At 72.2% G+C, this 15,879-nt stretch carries 11 protein-coding genes; 3 read left to right on the forward strand and 8 right to left on the reverse strand.

Features of this window, described 5'->3' with window-relative positions; all coding sequences use genetic code 11:
• Window positions 1-102 precede the first annotated feature (102 nt).
• A complete protein-coding gene (locus IF29_RS0129835; RefSeq protein ID WP_030261368.1) occupies window positions 103-1,101 on the forward strand; it encodes a helix-turn-helix domain-containing protein in 999 nt (332 codons plus the stop codon).
• Between the two features lie 41 nt (window positions 1,102-1,142).
• Here the strand turns inward: IF29_RS0129835 and IF29_RS0129840 are convergent, their stop codons facing one another.
• Complete coding sequence (locus IF29_RS0129840; RefSeq protein WP_030261370.1) at window positions 1,143-3,308, reverse strand: MMPL family transporter; 2,166 nt, start codon at window positions 3,306-3,308, stop codon at window positions 1,143-1,145.
• Window positions 3,309-3,622: 314 nt separating this feature from the next.
• On the opposite strand from IF29_RS0129840, the gene IF29_RS0129845 reads away from it, so the two are divergent.
• Together IF29_RS0129845 and IF29_RS0129850 are read left to right on the forward strand one after the other, a co-directional pair.
• A complete protein-coding gene (locus IF29_RS0129845) occupies window positions 3,623-4,432 on the forward strand; it encodes an alpha/beta hydrolase (protein WP_030261372.1) in 810 nt (269 codons plus the stop codon).
• On the forward strand, window positions 4,429-5,235 hold the full coding sequence (locus IF29_RS0129850) for an SDR family NAD(P)-dependent oxidoreductase (protein ID WP_030261374.1): 807 nt from the start codon (window positions 4,429-4,431) through the stop codon (window positions 5,233-5,235). The genes IF29_RS0129845 and IF29_RS0129850 overlap by 4 nt, the downstream gene beginning before the upstream one ends.
• Before the next feature lie 12 nt (window positions 5,236-5,247).
• On the opposite strand, the gene IF29_RS0129855 is transcribed toward IF29_RS0129850, so the two are convergent.
• The 7 genes from IF29_RS0129855 to IF29_RS0129885 form a co-directional block, all read right to left on the reverse strand.
• A complete protein-coding gene (locus tag IF29_RS0129855) occupies window positions 5,248-8,055 on the reverse strand; it encodes a helix-turn-helix transcriptional regulator (RefSeq protein ID WP_051726197.1) in 2,808 nt (935 codons plus the stop codon).
• A gap of 72 nt (window positions 8,056-8,127) precedes the next feature.
• The gene (locus IF29_RS0129860) at window positions 8,128-10,857 is read right to left on the reverse strand and encodes an ATP-binding protein (protein WP_030261378.1); all 2,730 of its coding nucleotides are present in this window, start codon (window positions 10,855-10,857) and stop codon (window positions 8,128-8,130) included.
• A gap of 34 nt (window positions 10,858-10,891) precedes the next feature.
• The gene (locus IF29_RS0129865; RefSeq protein WP_030261379.1) at window positions 10,892-11,485 is read right to left on the reverse strand and encodes a phosphatase PAP2 family protein; all 594 of its coding nucleotides are present in this window, start codon (window positions 11,483-11,485) and stop codon (window positions 10,892-10,894) included.
• Window positions 11,482-12,810, reverse strand: a complete 1,329-nt coding sequence (locus tag IF29_RS0129870; RefSeq protein ID WP_051726198.1) for a diacylglycerol/lipid kinase family protein — start codon at window positions 12,808-12,810, stop codon at window positions 11,482-11,484. Before IF29_RS0129870 ends, IF29_RS0129865 begins: the two co-directional genes overlap by 4 nt.
• A 471-nt stretch (window positions 12,811-13,281) precedes the next feature.
• Window positions 13,282-14,082 (reverse strand): ABC-2 transporter permease, encoded by an 801-nt coding sequence (locus IF29_RS0129875; RefSeq protein ID WP_157623992.1) that lies wholly within the window; start codon window positions 14,080-14,082, stop codon window positions 13,282-13,284.
• The gene (locus IF29_RS42475; protein ID WP_157623993.1) at window positions 14,079-14,861 is read right to left on the reverse strand and encodes an ABC transporter permease; all 783 of its coding nucleotides are present in this window, start codon (window positions 14,859-14,861) and stop codon (window positions 14,079-14,081) included. Before IF29_RS42475 ends, IF29_RS0129875 begins: the two co-directional genes overlap by 4 nt.
• Window positions 14,862-14,908: 47 nt before the next feature.
• The gene (locus tag IF29_RS0129885; RefSeq protein WP_030261390.1) at window positions 14,909-15,817 is read right to left on the reverse strand and encodes an ABC transporter ATP-binding protein; all 909 of its coding nucleotides are present in this window, start codon (window positions 15,815-15,817) and stop codon (window positions 14,909-14,911) included.
• Window positions 15,818-15,879 lie beyond the last annotated feature (62 nt).

Consider the following 15,879-nt stretch of genomic DNA (forward strand, 5'->3'; position numbering starts at 1 on the left):
ACGTCCTGAGGGAACCTTCTGAACCATGATCATGACCCGCGCGAAGCCCGTATACTGCTCCAGCGCCACGCCGCATCCGTCCCCATGTCCAGGTGAACCTCCATGGCCGTCATCTTCGACACCGCCGGCCTGCCGGCATCCGACCGCGCCGAAGCCGTCTACGACGCGATGATGTCCGCCACCGCCCCCTGCCACGTGATCCACGAGAATCCCGACGCCCCACTGCACTTCCGGATCGAAGTGTGGGCCGTGGGCGACGTCGAGATCTTCACCAACCGCTCTTCCGGTCTGCGGCTGCTGCGCACCGCCAAGCAAGCCCGCCACGAACCCATGCCGGTGATCGCCATCTCGGTCCAACGGGCCGGCCAGGGCCTGTTGGAGCAGTGGGACCAACGCAGGAGCTTCACCCCCGGCGAGATGCTGGCTGTCGACCTCTCGGCGCCCTACGACTTCTCCTGGAGCGGCACCGGCGCCGCCGGATGCGTCCAGATCCGCGCCGACATGCTGGACCTGCCCGCCGACATGGTCCACCGGGGCTGCCCACAACTGCAGCGCAGCCCGTTGTACCCGCTGCTCACCGACCACATCCGGCACCTCACCCGCGACCCCGGGGCGGTCACCGGGCTCCTGGCCCAGTCGTCACTGGGCGCTGCCACGCTGGAGCTGGCCAGGGCGCTGCTGGCCTCGGCCGCCGGCGATTCCCGGCATGCGCGTGCCGCTCTGGCCGAGTCCCTGCTGACCCGCGTCCGCGCCTACGTCCGCCGGCATCTGAGGGACGGCGACCTCTCCCCCGCATCGATCGCCGCAGCCCACAGCATCTCGGTCCGCTACCTCTACAAGCTCTGCGCGGCAGGCAACTTCAGCCTGGAACAGTGGATCATCGCCGAACGGCTCAAGGGTGCCTGTTCGGATCTCGCCGCCCCCGGGGAGACTCGCTCGGTGGCGGCGATCGCCCGCGCCTGGGGCTTCAGCGACCCCGCGCACTTCACCCGCCGCTTCCGTGCGACCTTCCAGTGCACACCGACCGACTGGCGCCACGCAGAACGCAGACACGCGTCACAGCGGCCGGCACCCGATTCCGCTCCGGAGACCGACCGTTGAGGACGTTCGCCTGAAGCAGCGGCGGGACCGCGCTGGGGTACTCAGTCGCCCTCGGCGTTGATGTGGGGCAGTACCCGGTCCAGCCGACGCGGCAGCCACCACGCGCTGCGGCCGAGCAGCGTCATGACTGCGGGCACGAGCAGCAGGCGCACCACGGTGGCGTCCACCAGCACGCTGACGGCCAGGCCCAGGCCCAGCATCTTGACGGTGATGTTGTCGCTGAGGATGAAGGCGGCGAAGACGCTCACCATGATCAGCGCCGCGCAGGTGATCACGCGTGCGGTGATCTCCAGGCCGTGGGCGACGCTCGCCCGGGCGTCGCTGGTGCGCGTCCAGGCCTCGTGGACCCGGGAGAGCAGGAAGACCTCGTAGTCCATGCTCAGGCCGAAGACGATGGCGAACATCATCATCGGCACATAGCTCTCGATCGGTACGGTGCCGGACACTCCCAGCGCGGGACCACCCCAGCCCCACTGGAACACCGCGACCACCACTCCGTAGGAGGCGGCGATCGACAGCAGGTTCAGCACCGCGGCCTTGACGGCGACCAGCAGGCCCCGGAAGACCGCCAGGATGATCAGGAACGCCAGGGCGACCACGACCGCGATGATGAGCGGCAGTCTGCTCGCGATGATCTCCAGGAAGTCCAGTTGGGCCGCGGTCGTGCCGGTCAGGTAGGCCTTGGCCGCGGTGCCGGCCACGCCCTGCGGCAGGGAGACGTCGGTGAGGTGCCGGTAGAGCCGGGTGGTGGCGGCGTCCTGCGGGGCCGCGCTCGACAGTGCCGTGGCGATGAGCGCCTGGCCGTCGCTGGTGGGTTGCAGCGGGCTGATGCTCGCGGCGCCGGGGACACCGGTGAGCGACTTGGTCAGGTTGGCGGACAGCGTGGACCGGTCCGCGGCGGGGACCTGGCTCTGGTCCACCACGATGGTCAGCGGACCGTTGGCGCCCGGCCCGAAGCCGGAGCTGATGAGGTCGTAGGCGCGGCGGTCGGTGAAGCTGGTGGGGTCGGCGCCGTCGCCGATGTGGCCCAACCGGATGGAGAACAGCGGGATCGCCAGCACGCCCACCACCACCAGGCCGGCCAGCAGGAACCACCACGGACGCCGCTGCACCCGGTGCGCGTAGCGGTGCCAGCCGCCCTGGGCCTCGGTGCCGGCGCCGTTGGTCCCCTCGGCCACCGGGGTGCGCACGCTGAGCCGGTCGATACGGCGCCCGACCAGCCCCAGCAGGGCCGGCACCAGGGTGACCGCTCCGAGTACCGCCGTGATCACGGTGACGCCGGCCGCCGCCCCCAGCTTCCCGATGAAGCCGACCCGGGAGACGTACAGTCCGGCCAGGGCGACGATGACGGTGCAGCCGGAGACCAGTACCGCGCGTCCGCTGGTGGCCACGGCCCGGCCGGCCGCCTCGACCGGGTCCTGCCCGTCGATCAGACGCTGGCGGTGACGGGTGGTCAGGAACAGCGCGTAGTCGATGCCGACCCCCAGGCCGATCATGGTCGCCAGGGTCGGCGACACGCTGGCGAAGGTGAAGGCGGCAGCCAGCAGACCGAGGCAGCCGAGCCCGACCACGACGCTGATGAGCGCGGTCAGCAGCGGCAGTCCGGCGGCGATGACGCTGCCGAAGCCGATCAGCAGCACCACCACCGCGACCGCGAAGCCGATGGCCTCGCTGGTCAGGTCGGCGGCCTTGGGCCTGGCGAGCTCGCCCAGCGGGCCGCCGTACTCGACCTGGACCCCGGCGGCCCGGATCGGCGCCACGGCGGCGTCGACGCCGGAGAGGTAGCCCTGGCCCAGGGAGGTGGGGTTGGCGTCGAACCGTACCGTGATGTAGCCGGTCCGGCCGTCGCTGGACACGGCTCCCGGGGGTGCCGGCGGCAGCGGATTCTGCACGGACAGCACATGGGGCAGGTGCTGCAGCGAGGTGACCGCCTGGTCCACCTGGCTCTGGACGTCGGTCAGCGGCCCTTTAGAGTCGTGCATCACGATCTGCGCCCCGGTGCCGCCCGAGCCGGGAGCGTGCGCGCTGAGCACGGCCAGCCCCTGGTAGGACTGGGTTCCGGGCAGGGAGAAGTCGTCGGAGTAGGTCCCCCCGAAGGCGCTCTGCAGCGCGTGCACACCGACCAGGGCGATCAGCCACACGACGATGACCACCACGAAGTGACGCGCGCACCACTGTCCCAGCCGCTGCAGGACACCTACGGACATATGCACTCCTAGAGATTGTGACCGTCGTTTGGTGTCGCTGGGGGTAGACGCAGATGCGCTCGCGTTTTGCGTTCATACCAGGACACTCAGGTCATGCCTGTGCAAGCGCGCGGGTGACTCGGTCGACGCTGCCCGAGGTCACTCCACCGGCGGAGCCGCCCGAGGGGACCGCAGGTCGGCCCCAGCCATGACATGGGGTCACCACGGGTCAGGACTGGGGTGTTTCCCCGGTTCGAACAACGGGGCCGGGTGATGTCCTGGTGGCACACCCACCGTGCATCGACCGTTCGCGAAACAGAGAAGGGCCAAGAACCATGACCGATCCGATCCCCGTCCTCTTCATCCACGGCCTGTGGCTGCACAGCAGTTCCTGGCAGCCGTGGATCGACCTGTTCCAGCAGGAGGGCTACGCCCCGTCCGCCCCGGGCTGGCCCGGGGACCCCGACACCGTCGAAGAGGCACGGCAGAACCCGGAGAGCATCGCCGACCACGGCATCGACGACGTCGTGGAGCACTACGCCGCCATCGTCCGCGGGATGGAGAGCCTGCCGATCCTGGTCGGTCACTCCTTCGGCGGCATGATCGCCCAGAAGCTCCTGGGACAGGACCTGGCCCTCGCCGCCGTGGCCGTCGACGCGGCCCAGATCAAGGGGGTCCTGCCGCTGCCCCTGTCCGCGCTGCGCTCGACGCTGCCGGTGTTCAAGAACCCGGCGAACAAGCACCGCGCCGTGTCGCTGACCGCCGAGCAGTTCCGCTTCGCGTTCGGCAACGCGATCTCCCAGGAGGAGTCCGACGCGCTGTTCGAGCAGTGGACCATCCCCGCGCCCGGCAAGCCGCTGTTCGAGGCCGCCGCCGCGAACTTCAACCCGCACTCGCCGGCGAAGGTCGAGACCGAGAACTCGGGGCGCGGCCCGCTGCTGCTGATGTCCGGCGGCAAGGACCACACCGTCCCGGAGACGGTCACCCGCGCCACCCTCAAGCAGTACCGGCGCTCCGAGGCCGTCACCGAGTTCATGACCTTCCCCGACCGCGGGCACTCGCTGACCGTCGACGGCGGTTGGCGCGAGGTCGCCGACCAGGCGCTGGCCTGGCTGCGGCGGCAGGACCTGGACACCGCCCGATGAGCGCCTCCGCCGCGGGCACGGGTCTGGCCGGTCAGCGTGCCGTGGTCACCGGCGCCGGCCGGGGCATCGGCCTGGCGATCACCCAGGGTCTGCTCGCGGCCGGGGCCCGCGTCGTCGCCGGGACCAAGAACCGCACCCAGGAACTCGACGACCTGGTCAAGCAGGGCGCCGAACTGACCGTCGTGGAAGTCGACCTGGCCACCCCCGACGGCCCGGGAGCCCTCGTCGCCGCCGCGGCCGAACTGCACGGCGGACTCGACGTCCTGGTGAACAACGTCGGCGCGGTAAAGCCACGGGTCGGAGGGCTGCTCGCCACGACCGACGCGGACTGGGACTGGACCTTCACGATCAACCTGATGGCGGCCGTCCGCGCCACCCGCAGCGCACTGCCGCACCTGATCGCCACCGGAGACGGCCGGATCGTCACCGTCGCCTCGGTCAACGCCCGACTTCCCGACCCGCTGGTCATCGACTACGGCGCAGCCAAGGCGGCCCTGTCCAACTTCTGCAAGGCGCTGTCCAAGCAGGTCGGGCCGCAGGGCGTGCGCGTCAACTGCGTCAGCCCCGGACCGGTGGAGACGCCCCTGTGGAAGGGCGCCGGCGGCGTGGCCGCCACTGTCGGCGCCGGCCTCGGCCTGGATCCCGGCACCGTCGCCGAGACCGCGGCGGCCCAGGCGGCCACCGGACGTTTCACCCTGCCCTCCGAAGTCGCCGACCTGGTCGTGTTCCTGGCCGGCCGGCGTTCGGGCAACATCACCGGCGCCGACTTCCTGATCGACGGCGGGATGACGGACGTGCTGTGATCCCGGAGGACGCTACGACGGTTCCGCATCACCGGCGGTCCCCGTTCGGCCCAGTGCCTCTGCGATCCTCCTGCGGGAGGTGATGCCGAGCTTGCGGAAGACCTTGTTCAGGTGGAACTCCACGGTCGAGGTGGTGATGAACAGTCTGGAGGCGACCTCGGCGTTGGTCAGCCCCGAGGCGGCCAGCAGCGCCACCTGCCGTTCCTGGGCGGTCAGTTCGAACCCGCTTCCGGTGCGGCTCCTGCGCGCCGTGGCCCCCGTGGCCCCCGTGGCGAGCAGTTCGCTGCGGGCGCGCTCGGCGAACAGCGCCGCGCCCCAGGCGTCGAAGGACTCGTAGGCGGCCCGCAGCTGCGTCCTGGCCTCGGCCCGGCGTTTGCGCCGCCGGAGCCACTCGCCGAACAGAAGGCGGGAGCGGGCCTGTTCGGCGGCCAGGGGAACCTTCCCCAACAGCGCGATCGACTCCTGGTACTGCTCCTCTGCATCGGCGTCCTCGCCCATCAGCGCCCGGGAACGGGCCAGCAGACCCAGCGCCCACGGTGTTCCGGCAAGCTGCGCACGGTCTTCGAGTCGCTGCAGCGCGAGGGTCGCCGAGTGCCGGTCCCCCGCGCGCACCGCGGCCTCGACCAGGAGCGGCAGCATCAGATTGCCCAGCGACGGGGCGTCCTCGTGGTAGCTGAGCAGCGCATGGCGCAGCGCCTGGTGGTAGCGCCTGGCGCCCAGGTCGAGGATGCACAGTGCGTGCAGCGCCAACTGTCGCAGCAGGCCCAACCCGTAGGTGTCGGCGACGGCGTCCATCATCGCCACGGTGGTGCGCACGTCCTCGTCCCGGCCCATCCAGGCGTACAGCAGGGCCCGGTTGAGATCCTTCTGCGTCTTCAGCCCGATGGCTTCGGCGTAGTCGTCCGCCTCGCTGTACAGGGCGTCGGCCGCGGCCAGCCGTCCGTTCCAGATCTCGGTGGACGCCAGGTTCGACACGGCCAGGCTGAGACCGTACAGCGCTCCCTGGCTGCGATCCACGGCTGCCAGCCGGCCGACGACCTCGACGTACGCCTCGATGTCCCACACGTCGATCGCGGCGATGCTCACCAGGATGCTGAAGGGCGTGGCCATGTCGCGCAGTTCGGCCGCAGTGCGCAGTCCCGCCAGGGCCGCCTGCATGGTCGTCACGCTGCTCCCGTACCCGCGGGCCGCGCGCAGGGCCAGACCCTGGACCAGCTGGTCCGGGCTCCACTCCTGCGGATCCGGGTCGTGCGGGGCGGCGAGCACGGCGCCGGCGACCTCCGCCATGGTGGTGCGGTACATCGGGTCCCGGGCGATGACGGCGGCGTGCATGGCCTCGTAGAGAAGGTCCCTGGTCATTCGGCCGTCCGTGTCCGCGAGTTCGGCAACGGCGCCGAGCATCATGGCGGGGACACGGTCGTTGCGGGTGTTGAAGAGTTCTGCCGACGCCCGGATCCGCAGCGCGCGTGCCCGGGTGGCGGGATGGTGGAGCGCGGGTGCGGCCAGGTCGAGGAGGGGCAGAACCGGCGCATGGTCCCCCGAGGTCAGATGGGCCTCGGCGGCGGCCAGGTACCGCTCGGCGCGCCTGGCCGGCTCGGTGGTCAGGGCAGCGGACTTGGACAGGAACAGTGCCTGGGCGGAGTACCCGCCCCTGGCCCGGGCCAGTTCCGAGGCGGCCTCCAGGTCCGCGGCCACCTCCTCGTCGGGGCCGGCGGCCGCCTCGGCACGATGCCAGGCGCGCCGGTCGGGAACGCGGTCGGGATCACTGGCCGCGGCCAGCGCGGCGTGGATCCGCCGACGGTCCTCCGCGGAGGCCGCCGCGTAGACCGACGACCGGATGAGGGGGTGGCGGAAGTCGACCGTGGTCCCCTGCCGCAGGATCCCGGCCTGGACGGCCGCGGCGGCGGCTGCGGCCGACAGGCCCAGCACACCGGCCGCACGCCAGATCACCGCCCTGTCGTCGGTCGGCGCTGCGGCTATGAGGAGCAGCAGGGTCCGGGTGTCGGAGGCCAGCGCGGCCACCGACTGTCGGAAGTGCTCCACCAGCAGTGCGCCCACCGGCAGCGGTTCGGGCATCGGCACTACCCCGGCCAGCTGTTCGACGCCCAGGTGCGCGCCCAGTTCGATCAGCGCCAGCGGATTGCCCCCGGTGCCGGCCACGACCCGGTCGGCGACCACCGCGTCCAGATGACCGGGAGCAACCAGGGACAGCAACTGCCTGGCGTCGCCGGCGGGCAGCCCCTCGACCCGCAGGGAGGGTACGGCACCGAACAGGCCATCGCCCTGGAAGTCGTCCCTGACCGCGAAGATCAGGCCCAGCGAGTCGGCGTAGAGCCGCCGGGCGACGAAGGCCAGCGTCTCGGCCGACTCCCGGTCCAGCCAGTGCACGTCGTCGATCAGGCACAGCAGCGGCAGTTCCGATGCCACGGCGGCCAGCAGGGTCAAGGCGGCGAGACCGACCAGATGCCGGTCCACCGGGGCTGCGTCCGCCAGGCCGAACGCGGCGTTCAACGCGGCCCGCTGTCCGGCGGGCAGCTGGTGGACGCGGGCCAGGTGCGGCCGCAGGATCCGGTGCAGTGCGCTGTAGCCCAGGGGCTGCTCGATCTCCACACCCGCGATCCTGGTCAGCTGCACCCCGACCGCCTGGGCCGCCGCATGATCGAGGAGCCGCGTCTTGCCGATGCCGGCCTCTCCCACCAGCACCAGGACGCCGCTGCGTCCGTCCCGCACCGCCTCCAGCAGCTGTCCGATCGCCTCGCGCTCGGCGGAACGGCCCAGCAGCGGCCGCACCGTTCCGGCACGAGCCCCGCGCACGGCCATGGGAACCCCCTGTCATCGGAACTCCTGCCTGAGGAGACAGACGCTAGTCAGCGCCGATGACACGATCGAGCGTCACATGACGGTGGAGGCACGCAAAGCACCGACCACCCTGCCCAGCTCGGCCCGGGAGACGACGCCCAGCTTGGGGAAGATCCGGTGCAGGTGCGAGCTGACGGTGCGATGGGACAGGTACAGCCGCTGGCCGATCTCACGGTTGGTCAGCCCTTCGGCGGCCAGCTGGACGATCTGCAGTTCATGTGCCGTCAACCGGTCGCGGGCGTCGGGATCCCGGCTTCGGCTGGTCTCGCCGGCCGCCCGCAGTTCCCGGCGGGCCCGCTCGCCCCAGGGAATCGCGCCGAGCGCGTCGAACATGTCACGGGCGGCGCGCAGATGGTCCCGGGACTCCACGCTGCGCCGCCGACGCCGCAGCCACTCCCCGAACGCCAGCTGCGTACGCGCCCTGACCAGCGGCAGAGCGCTCAGGTCGGCGTTGAGCGCCGCCGCGAACAGCGGCTCGGCGTCCGCGTCCTGCGCCACCATGGCCCGGGCCAGGCGCAGATCGGCGTGCAGTACCGGCGCCGGTGTCCGTTGGGCCACCTCCTCGAGTTCCGCGATGACGGGTATCACCGCCTCCCTGCGCCCGCAGTGCGTCGCGGCATCGACGAGGTAGCCCAGGGCGGTCAGCCGCAGGGCGACCTGGAACGCCGGATCGGCCGGATCGTGCAGCCGCCGGAAGTGGCCGTAGGCCTCGTCGAACCGGCCCTGGCCCAGGGCGGCCAGGCCTCGCGCCATGGCCGCCGTCGCCAGGACCGGACGTGCGCCGACCGGCAACCCGATCTCCTCGGCGGCCTCGGCCAGCGCCCGGACATCGTCCTCCTCACCACGCAGTGCGGCGAGTTCGGCGGCGGTCGCGGTCATCAGGGCGTACATCATGGTCTGGCTGGTCTCGCGCGCGAGCCGCCGGGACTCCTCGGTCGCCGCGATCGCGGCGCCGAGGTCCCCGACGACCAGTGCGCTCCAGGCGTCCGCCCCGACCGTGCGGGCCAGCAGCCCCAGGCGTCCCTGGGCGCGCAGCCCCGCGCCGCCGGCGGCCGAGAAGGCCCGGGCGAGAGGGAACCCACCGGCCAGCAGTGCCGCCGTGCTGAGCATCCGGTAGGCGCGGCCGTCGTCTCCTTCCGGCAGCACCACGTCCCGCGCCCGCTCCAGGACGTACGCTCCGCGTTCGATCGGCGCGGCGTAGGCGCAGATGGCCAGCCGCCACGGGTCGAGTTCCTCCGCCACCATGCGCTCGACGGCCTCCAGGACCCTGCCACGGGCCTCGGGGCCCGGCTCGGACCAGAAACACAGCTGGGCCGCGCTCCACAGGATGCGGATCGCCAGCGCCCGGTCCTCGACCGCGATCTCCTCGGCCAGGGCGGTCAGCGACAGGGCGGCGGAGGGGTGGCTGTGCAGCCCCTCGTCGAAGCCGCCGCGCAGCCAGGTGGCCCTGGCCTGCTGCTGTCTGGACAGCCGCTCGCTCTGAGCCCGGTCCAGCAGCCTGGTCACGGTTTCCGGACGGCCGAGTTCAGCCGCGAAGTCCGCAGCCAGCAGCAGCCGCTCGGCACGCGAACCGGCGTCCTCGCTGAGCGCTGCGGCGTGCTCCAGCGCGGTGACCGCCTCGGCGATGCCGCCCCGCCGGGCCGCCCGCCGCGCGGCGTCCTGAAGGGCGGCGGCGACCGACTCGTCGGGCTCCCCCGTCGCGGCGGCGCGGTGTCGCACCTGCCGGTCCGGCTGGTCCTCCAGCACGCCGGCGAGCGCGGCGTGGGCGGCACGTCGCGCGAGCGGAGCCATCTCCTGCTGGATCGCCGAGCGCATCAGCGGGTGGCCGAAGCGCAGTTCCGTTCCGTCGACCTCGACCAGCCGGGCCTCCACGGCCGGGTCCAGCTGCGCCACCCCGACGGCGGATCCCGTGAACGCGCGGGTCGCACCGTAGAGTTCGGGCAGCGACGAGCTGTCGTCCAGGGCTGCGATCTGCAGCAGGTTGCGGGTGACCTCGGGCAGGGTGCCGAGGCGATCGGTGAAGGCCCGCTCCAGCCGCTCGGTGAGCGGGATCCCGGCGAGGTGCGGATCGGCCGAGGCGCCGAGCGTGCGCGGCAGTTCGGTCAACGCCAACGGGTTGCCGGCCGCCGCGGCCAACAGCCGCCCGCGCACGGCGGCAGGCAGATCCGGGGCCCAGCCCGCGAGCAGGACCGTGGACTGGGCCTCGGACAGCGGGGTGAGCGGCACACTGGTCAACTCGTCGGGGTTCAGCCGTGACCGGTAGCCCTCGCGCGCGGCCCCCACCATGACCATCGCCTCGGTGCGCACCCGCCGCGCCAGGAACGCCAGGATGCTGACGGTGGCATCGTCGAGCCACTGCAGATCGTCCGCCAGTAGCAGCACCGGGGCGCTCGCCGCCGCGTCCGAGATGAGGTTGAGGGCCGCCAGGCCGACCAGGAAGACGTCGGCGACCTCGGCCTCGGCGTGCCCCATGGCCGCATCCCACGCCCGCCGGTGCGTCGCCGTCAGATCCGCCGCTCCGGCCGCCAGCGGCTGCAGGAGCAGTTGCAGACCGGCGTAGGGGATGTCGCTCTCGGCCTCCACGCCGCTGGTCCGCAGGACGCGGTACCCCGACGCCCGGGCAAGGCCGGCGGCGTGCGCGAGCAGAGCCGTCTTCCCGATTCCGGCCGGCCCGTGGACCAGCACGGCGCTGCCGCGGCGCGGCGACTCGGCCAGCAGCCGGGCCAGCAGATCCAGCTGCCCCTGCCGACCGATGAGATCCACATACCCCCCTCGACCCGGTCACGGGCCAGCGCGCTCACGGGCCAAGACTACTGTGTCCCATTCGATGACCACGGCCGTGCGCTGCTACGACTCTGTTCTGCAGGGCGAGGGTCAGCGTGGCGCAGGCGGTGCCCAGCAGGGCCCCGGCCACGACGTCCGCTGGGTAGTGGACGCCGGTGTGGACGCGGGAGTAGCCCACGGCGCAGGCCAGGAGCCCCAGCGGTGCGGCTGCGGCGGGCAGGGACGATCCGACCGCGGTGGCCAGGGCGAACGCAGCGGCGGTGTGGCCCGAGGGAAACGAGGCCGACGTCGGCATGGGGACCTGGCGGCCGGTGACCACCCGTGCGGCTTCGCGGTCCGGGCGCGGGCGGCGTACCAGCTGTTTGCCGAGGAGGTTCGCACTGGCCGAGGCCAGCGCGACCGCCGCTGCGCCGGCCAGGCCTGCACGGCGGCTGCGGCCTGGGAGGAGTGTCAGCGCCGCCGCGATCGACAGGTTGATCTTGGAGTGGTCGGCCGCCTCGGACAGCCGTCGCAGCCCGGCGTCCAAGGTGGGGGTGTCCGTCGATGCGACTGCGGCGTACAGCGCCCCGTCCAGGGCGGCAAGGTCGTGCAGAACGGTGTCGTTCATGCGGGGGTCCTCCTGCCGGGTCGGACCACATGCCACAGGGTGTGCCAGTCCAGCGGGCGGGTGCGCTCCTGTTCCCTCGGGTCGGCGCCCGGGCGGTGGCGCGGGACGCGGACACGCAGCGCACCGACGGCGAGGGAGCAGGCAACGGGTGTGGGCAGGATGAGTGCTTCGCCGTCGACGGCGACCGGGATCCGGTCGGCGTCCGCGTGCACGGTGACCTGGGTTGCCGTGAGCACGGTCAGTCCCGTGGCGCGCGATCCGCGCAGTGCCACCTCGGCGGCCTGGGTGGCGCCGTCGACGCGGATGCTGAGAACACCCAGGATGCCGCGGTCCAGGCGGGGCCGGCGGCCCAGCGAGGCCGGATCGGGGTCGGCGTAGGGATTGTTGCTGACCAGCAGTGCCTGCGGCGCGTCCAGGCGGTCACCGACAACCGCGGTCAGATGCGGCCCGGCTTCGCCGAGCAGGAGATCGGGCAGGGCGTCGAGAGCGGTGGTCGCTTTCGCGTCGCGGTACTGCGGACTCTGCACGATCTGTGCGTAGGCTCCGAAGGAGACCGTGTTGACGAAGGGCAGGTCCCCGACCCGGCCGAGGTCGACGTCGAGTTCGACGCCGTCGCGTAGCGCGTCCAGGCAGGTGGCCGGGTCCTCGCGGTCCAGGCCGAGGTCCATGGCGAAGTGGTTGCGGGTGCCGGCGCTGATGACCAGGAACGGCAGCCCGTGCTCCGCCGCGACCGCGGCCACCAGCGCCTGGGTGCCGTCACCACCGGCGACTCCGAGCAGGTCGGCGCCCTCGGCGACGGCCTGGCGGGCCAGAGCGGCGACGTCCTGCTGGACGGAGGCGTCCAACAGGACCACCCGGGCTCCCAACTCCTCAGCACGGTCGACGAGTCGGAACTGCCCCACCTTCCCTCCCCCGGACCTGGGATTCATGATCAGTACCGGCCGCCGGGGCGCCGGGGACTCCCGCTGCGGCATCGACGCTGGCGGCCCGGCGGCCCGCAACGCGGCGCGCAGGAGGGCGACGGCAAGGAGCCACAGCCCGAGCGCAAGCAGCACCAGCAGCAGCACCTGTGATCGGACCGCCAGTACGATCGCACCCACCGGTGCCGCTACGGCCAGCACCACCCCCACGATCCGCGGCGCGCCGTGATGCGTGAGCGCCCACCACCCTCCGGCAGCCATGATCACCACCGCGACCAGGCCACACAGCAGCACCAGCAACCCGTGCACTCCGGTGAACGCCAACGCGACGACCCCGGATGCCGCACACACCAACGCGGCCCACGCCAGCAGGCGCGGACGGTGCTGTCCGGCCTGCTCGGTCATCGGTTCCCTTTCGCGTGCACGCCACGACTCGGCGGGCGGCCACCGGCCCGGCGGCCCGCAGTATCGCCTCGCCGCCTGCCGCGTGCGCGCAACCTCAGGTGTCCGCCCGACGACGGCCTGGACCGCCGAAGCCCACCCTGGCCAATCGGCAGCGACCGCGCACCTCGGGGCCCGGCCCGACCGGGCACGAGCCACCCGAGGTGGGCGCGGCGCTGAGCCAGATGGCCCACCCAGGATGAGCAGAGACCTGGCGCATCCTGCAGCCCCTGCTCCAGCGGCCGACAGCCCCGGTCTGCTACCCGCAGGGCAGCTGGGGCCCCGAAGCAGCCGGTGTCCCCGCCGGGCAGGACCGGTCCTGACCGCCGCGCCGATGCATGAACCGGTCGGGGCGGCCTGAAGCGGCTCCTCGGCACGGGCCCATCGGCGACGGCCTTCCCGGACCGCGTTCGAGGTGGTTGCCCGATCCGGTTGTCACACGTCGCGGCGGGTCACCACAACCGAGGTCGCCGCGAGGCTCAGCAGCGGCCACGCGGCCATCAGCAGCCAGGCGACACCGACGGCCGGGACCGGGTTCGGGTGCGGGGTGCCGTAGGTGCTGCGGGAGATGGCCTCCCATGCCGCCACGGGCATGACCTGCGTCGCCCAGCCGAGCCCGATGGTCCCGCTCGCCAGCAGAGTCGGCAGGAACAGCAGGACGCCCCAGGCCGTGCTCACTGCTCCCGCCGGATGCCGGATCAGCGCACCGATCGCCATGCCTGCGAGTGCGCCCAGGACGGGAAGTGCGGCCGAGACGGCGGCGGCGCGCAGGATGTCGGGACGGTCGAGGGATAGTCCCGACAGCTGGCCGGAGAGTGCTGCACCGGCGACGTACAGAGAAGCAAGGGACGTCAGCACGCCGAACAGGGCCATGTGCGTGGACACGACGACGCCTTTCGCCAGGATCACCCGCCGTCGGTCCGGCACCGCGGTGAAGGTGGCGCGGATCAGTCCGCTGGAGTACTCACCGGCGACGGCGAGTACGCCGAAGGTGGCGGCCAGCACGGTGATGAACTCCCAGGTGGCGTCGTTGTAGGGGTAGACCAGCGGATTGAACTGGGCGGCGGCCCCCGGGGCGACCCTGACGTGGGCCCCCTCCCACCAGGCAGCGACGACGGCGAAGAGGAGCCCGAAGGCCATCAGGCCGTAGGTGGACCGCAGCGACCGGACCTTGATCCATTCGGCGGCCACGAGATCGCCGAAGCGTGCCCGGTTCCTCGGAATTGGCGTGCTCATACGTCCCTCCGGTCCAGTACGACTGCGGTGACGACAATCGATGCGAGTGCCCAGGCTGCGAGGATCAGGCACGCCTCGCCGGCGGTCATGGTGCCGCTGGAGCCGCGCCCGGCGGATGTGAGGCGACCCCACGCGTAGTACGGCATCACGTTGGCGAGGTCCGTGGCCAGGCGGTTGCCGTCCGGCCGGATCAGCAGCGGCCCGAAGCCGAGGACCGCACAGACCGCGAACCCGGTGGCAGCGGCGTGGCGCAGCAGTGCGCCCAGGGCCATCCCGGTGAGCGCACACACCGGGAGCACCGCGACTGAGGCGCCGATCGCGTCCAGCGAAGCAGGATTGGTGAGCGAGCGTCCGTGGAGTTCGCCGGGAGTGGTCGCGAACGCCAGGAGCAGCCCGCCCACGGCGGCGACCAGCGCGGTGGCGGCGGTCACCGACGCCAGGACGGCCGCCTTCGCCACGACGACCCGTCGACGTTCGGGGATCGCGACGAGCGTGGTGCGGATCAGCCCGCTGGCGTGCTCGCCCACCAGGGCCAGGGCCCCGATCATCGCGACCCCGATCATCGACGGGATCCAGGAGGGCCCGTCGAACGCCGCGTGGTTCGGATCGATCGGTCCGCTCGGGCCCGTGGGCAGCCTCGTGCCGCCTGCGCTGTTGCTGCCGGCCAGGTACAGGGCCAGCGCCACGGCGGCACCCAGGGTGAGTGTCGTCGACCGCAGCGACCACAGCTTGATCCATTCTGCGGCGTAGAGATCTGCGAACCGGGCCCGCGTGCGCATGGGCGCAGCCCGTCGCAGCCGGAGCGGCTGCGACAGTTGAGCGGCCGTCATGACTCCGCTGCCCGGTGTACCACGCTGGAGGCCGTCAGCTCCATGAACGCCTCTTCCAGCGCGCCGGATGTCACTGCGACCTCGTAGACCATGATCCGGTTGCTGAACGCGACCTCCCCGATCTGGCTGGTGCTCAGCTTGGCGACGGTCAAGGACCCGTTCCCCAGCTGCATCACCTCGCCACCCGCCGCGGTGAGCACGGCGGACAGGCGCCGGGAATCCTCGGACCGGACCGTGACGGTGGGCCGGGAGGCCCGTGCGGCGAACTCGCTCAGCGGCTCGTCGGCGATGAGTCTGCCGCCGCCGACGACGATGAGGTGGTCGGCGGTGTGCTCCATCTCGCTCATCATGTGGCTGGAGACCAGGACCGTGCGGCCCTCGGAGGCGAGGCGCCGGAACAACGCCCGCGCCCACCGGATCCCTTCGGGATCGAGGCCGTTGATCGGCTCGTCGAAGATCAGTACGGGAGGGTCGCCGAGCAGCGCGCAGGCCAGTCCCAGCCGCTGCCGCATTCCCAGGGAGAACTCCCCGACGCGGCGTCGCGCGGCCTCGCTCAAGCCGACCTCCCGCAGGACGGCGGTGACGCGTTCGCGCGGCAGGCCGTTGCTCCGCGCCAGTGCGGCCACGTGCGCCTGAGCGCTTCGCCCCCGGTGGACGTCGCCGGCGTCGAGCAGTGCCCCGACCCGGCGTAGTCCGGTCCCCTCCAGGCGGAAGGGCCGGCCGTCGATCGTGGCAGTGCCGCTGGTCGGCGCGTTCAGGCCGAGGATCATCCGTAGCGTGGTGGACTTCCCGGCTCCGTTGGGTCCGAGGAACCCGGTCACCTGGCCGGGTCTGACGGTGAAGGTGAGCTCGTTCACGGCGGTGAGGCGGCCGAATCGTTTGGTGAGTTCTCTGGCTTCGATCACGGCACCAGGCTGGCGGGCGGGCCACCGGCCCCGCGTCGGCCGCCGGATGGCTCTGCGGGAAG

The sequence above is a fragment of the Streptacidiphilus jeojiense genome (assembly GCF_000719095.1).
Classification (GTDB): Bacteria; Actinomycetota; Actinomycetes; order Streptomycetales; family Streptomycetaceae; genus Streptacidiphilus; species Streptacidiphilus jeojiensis.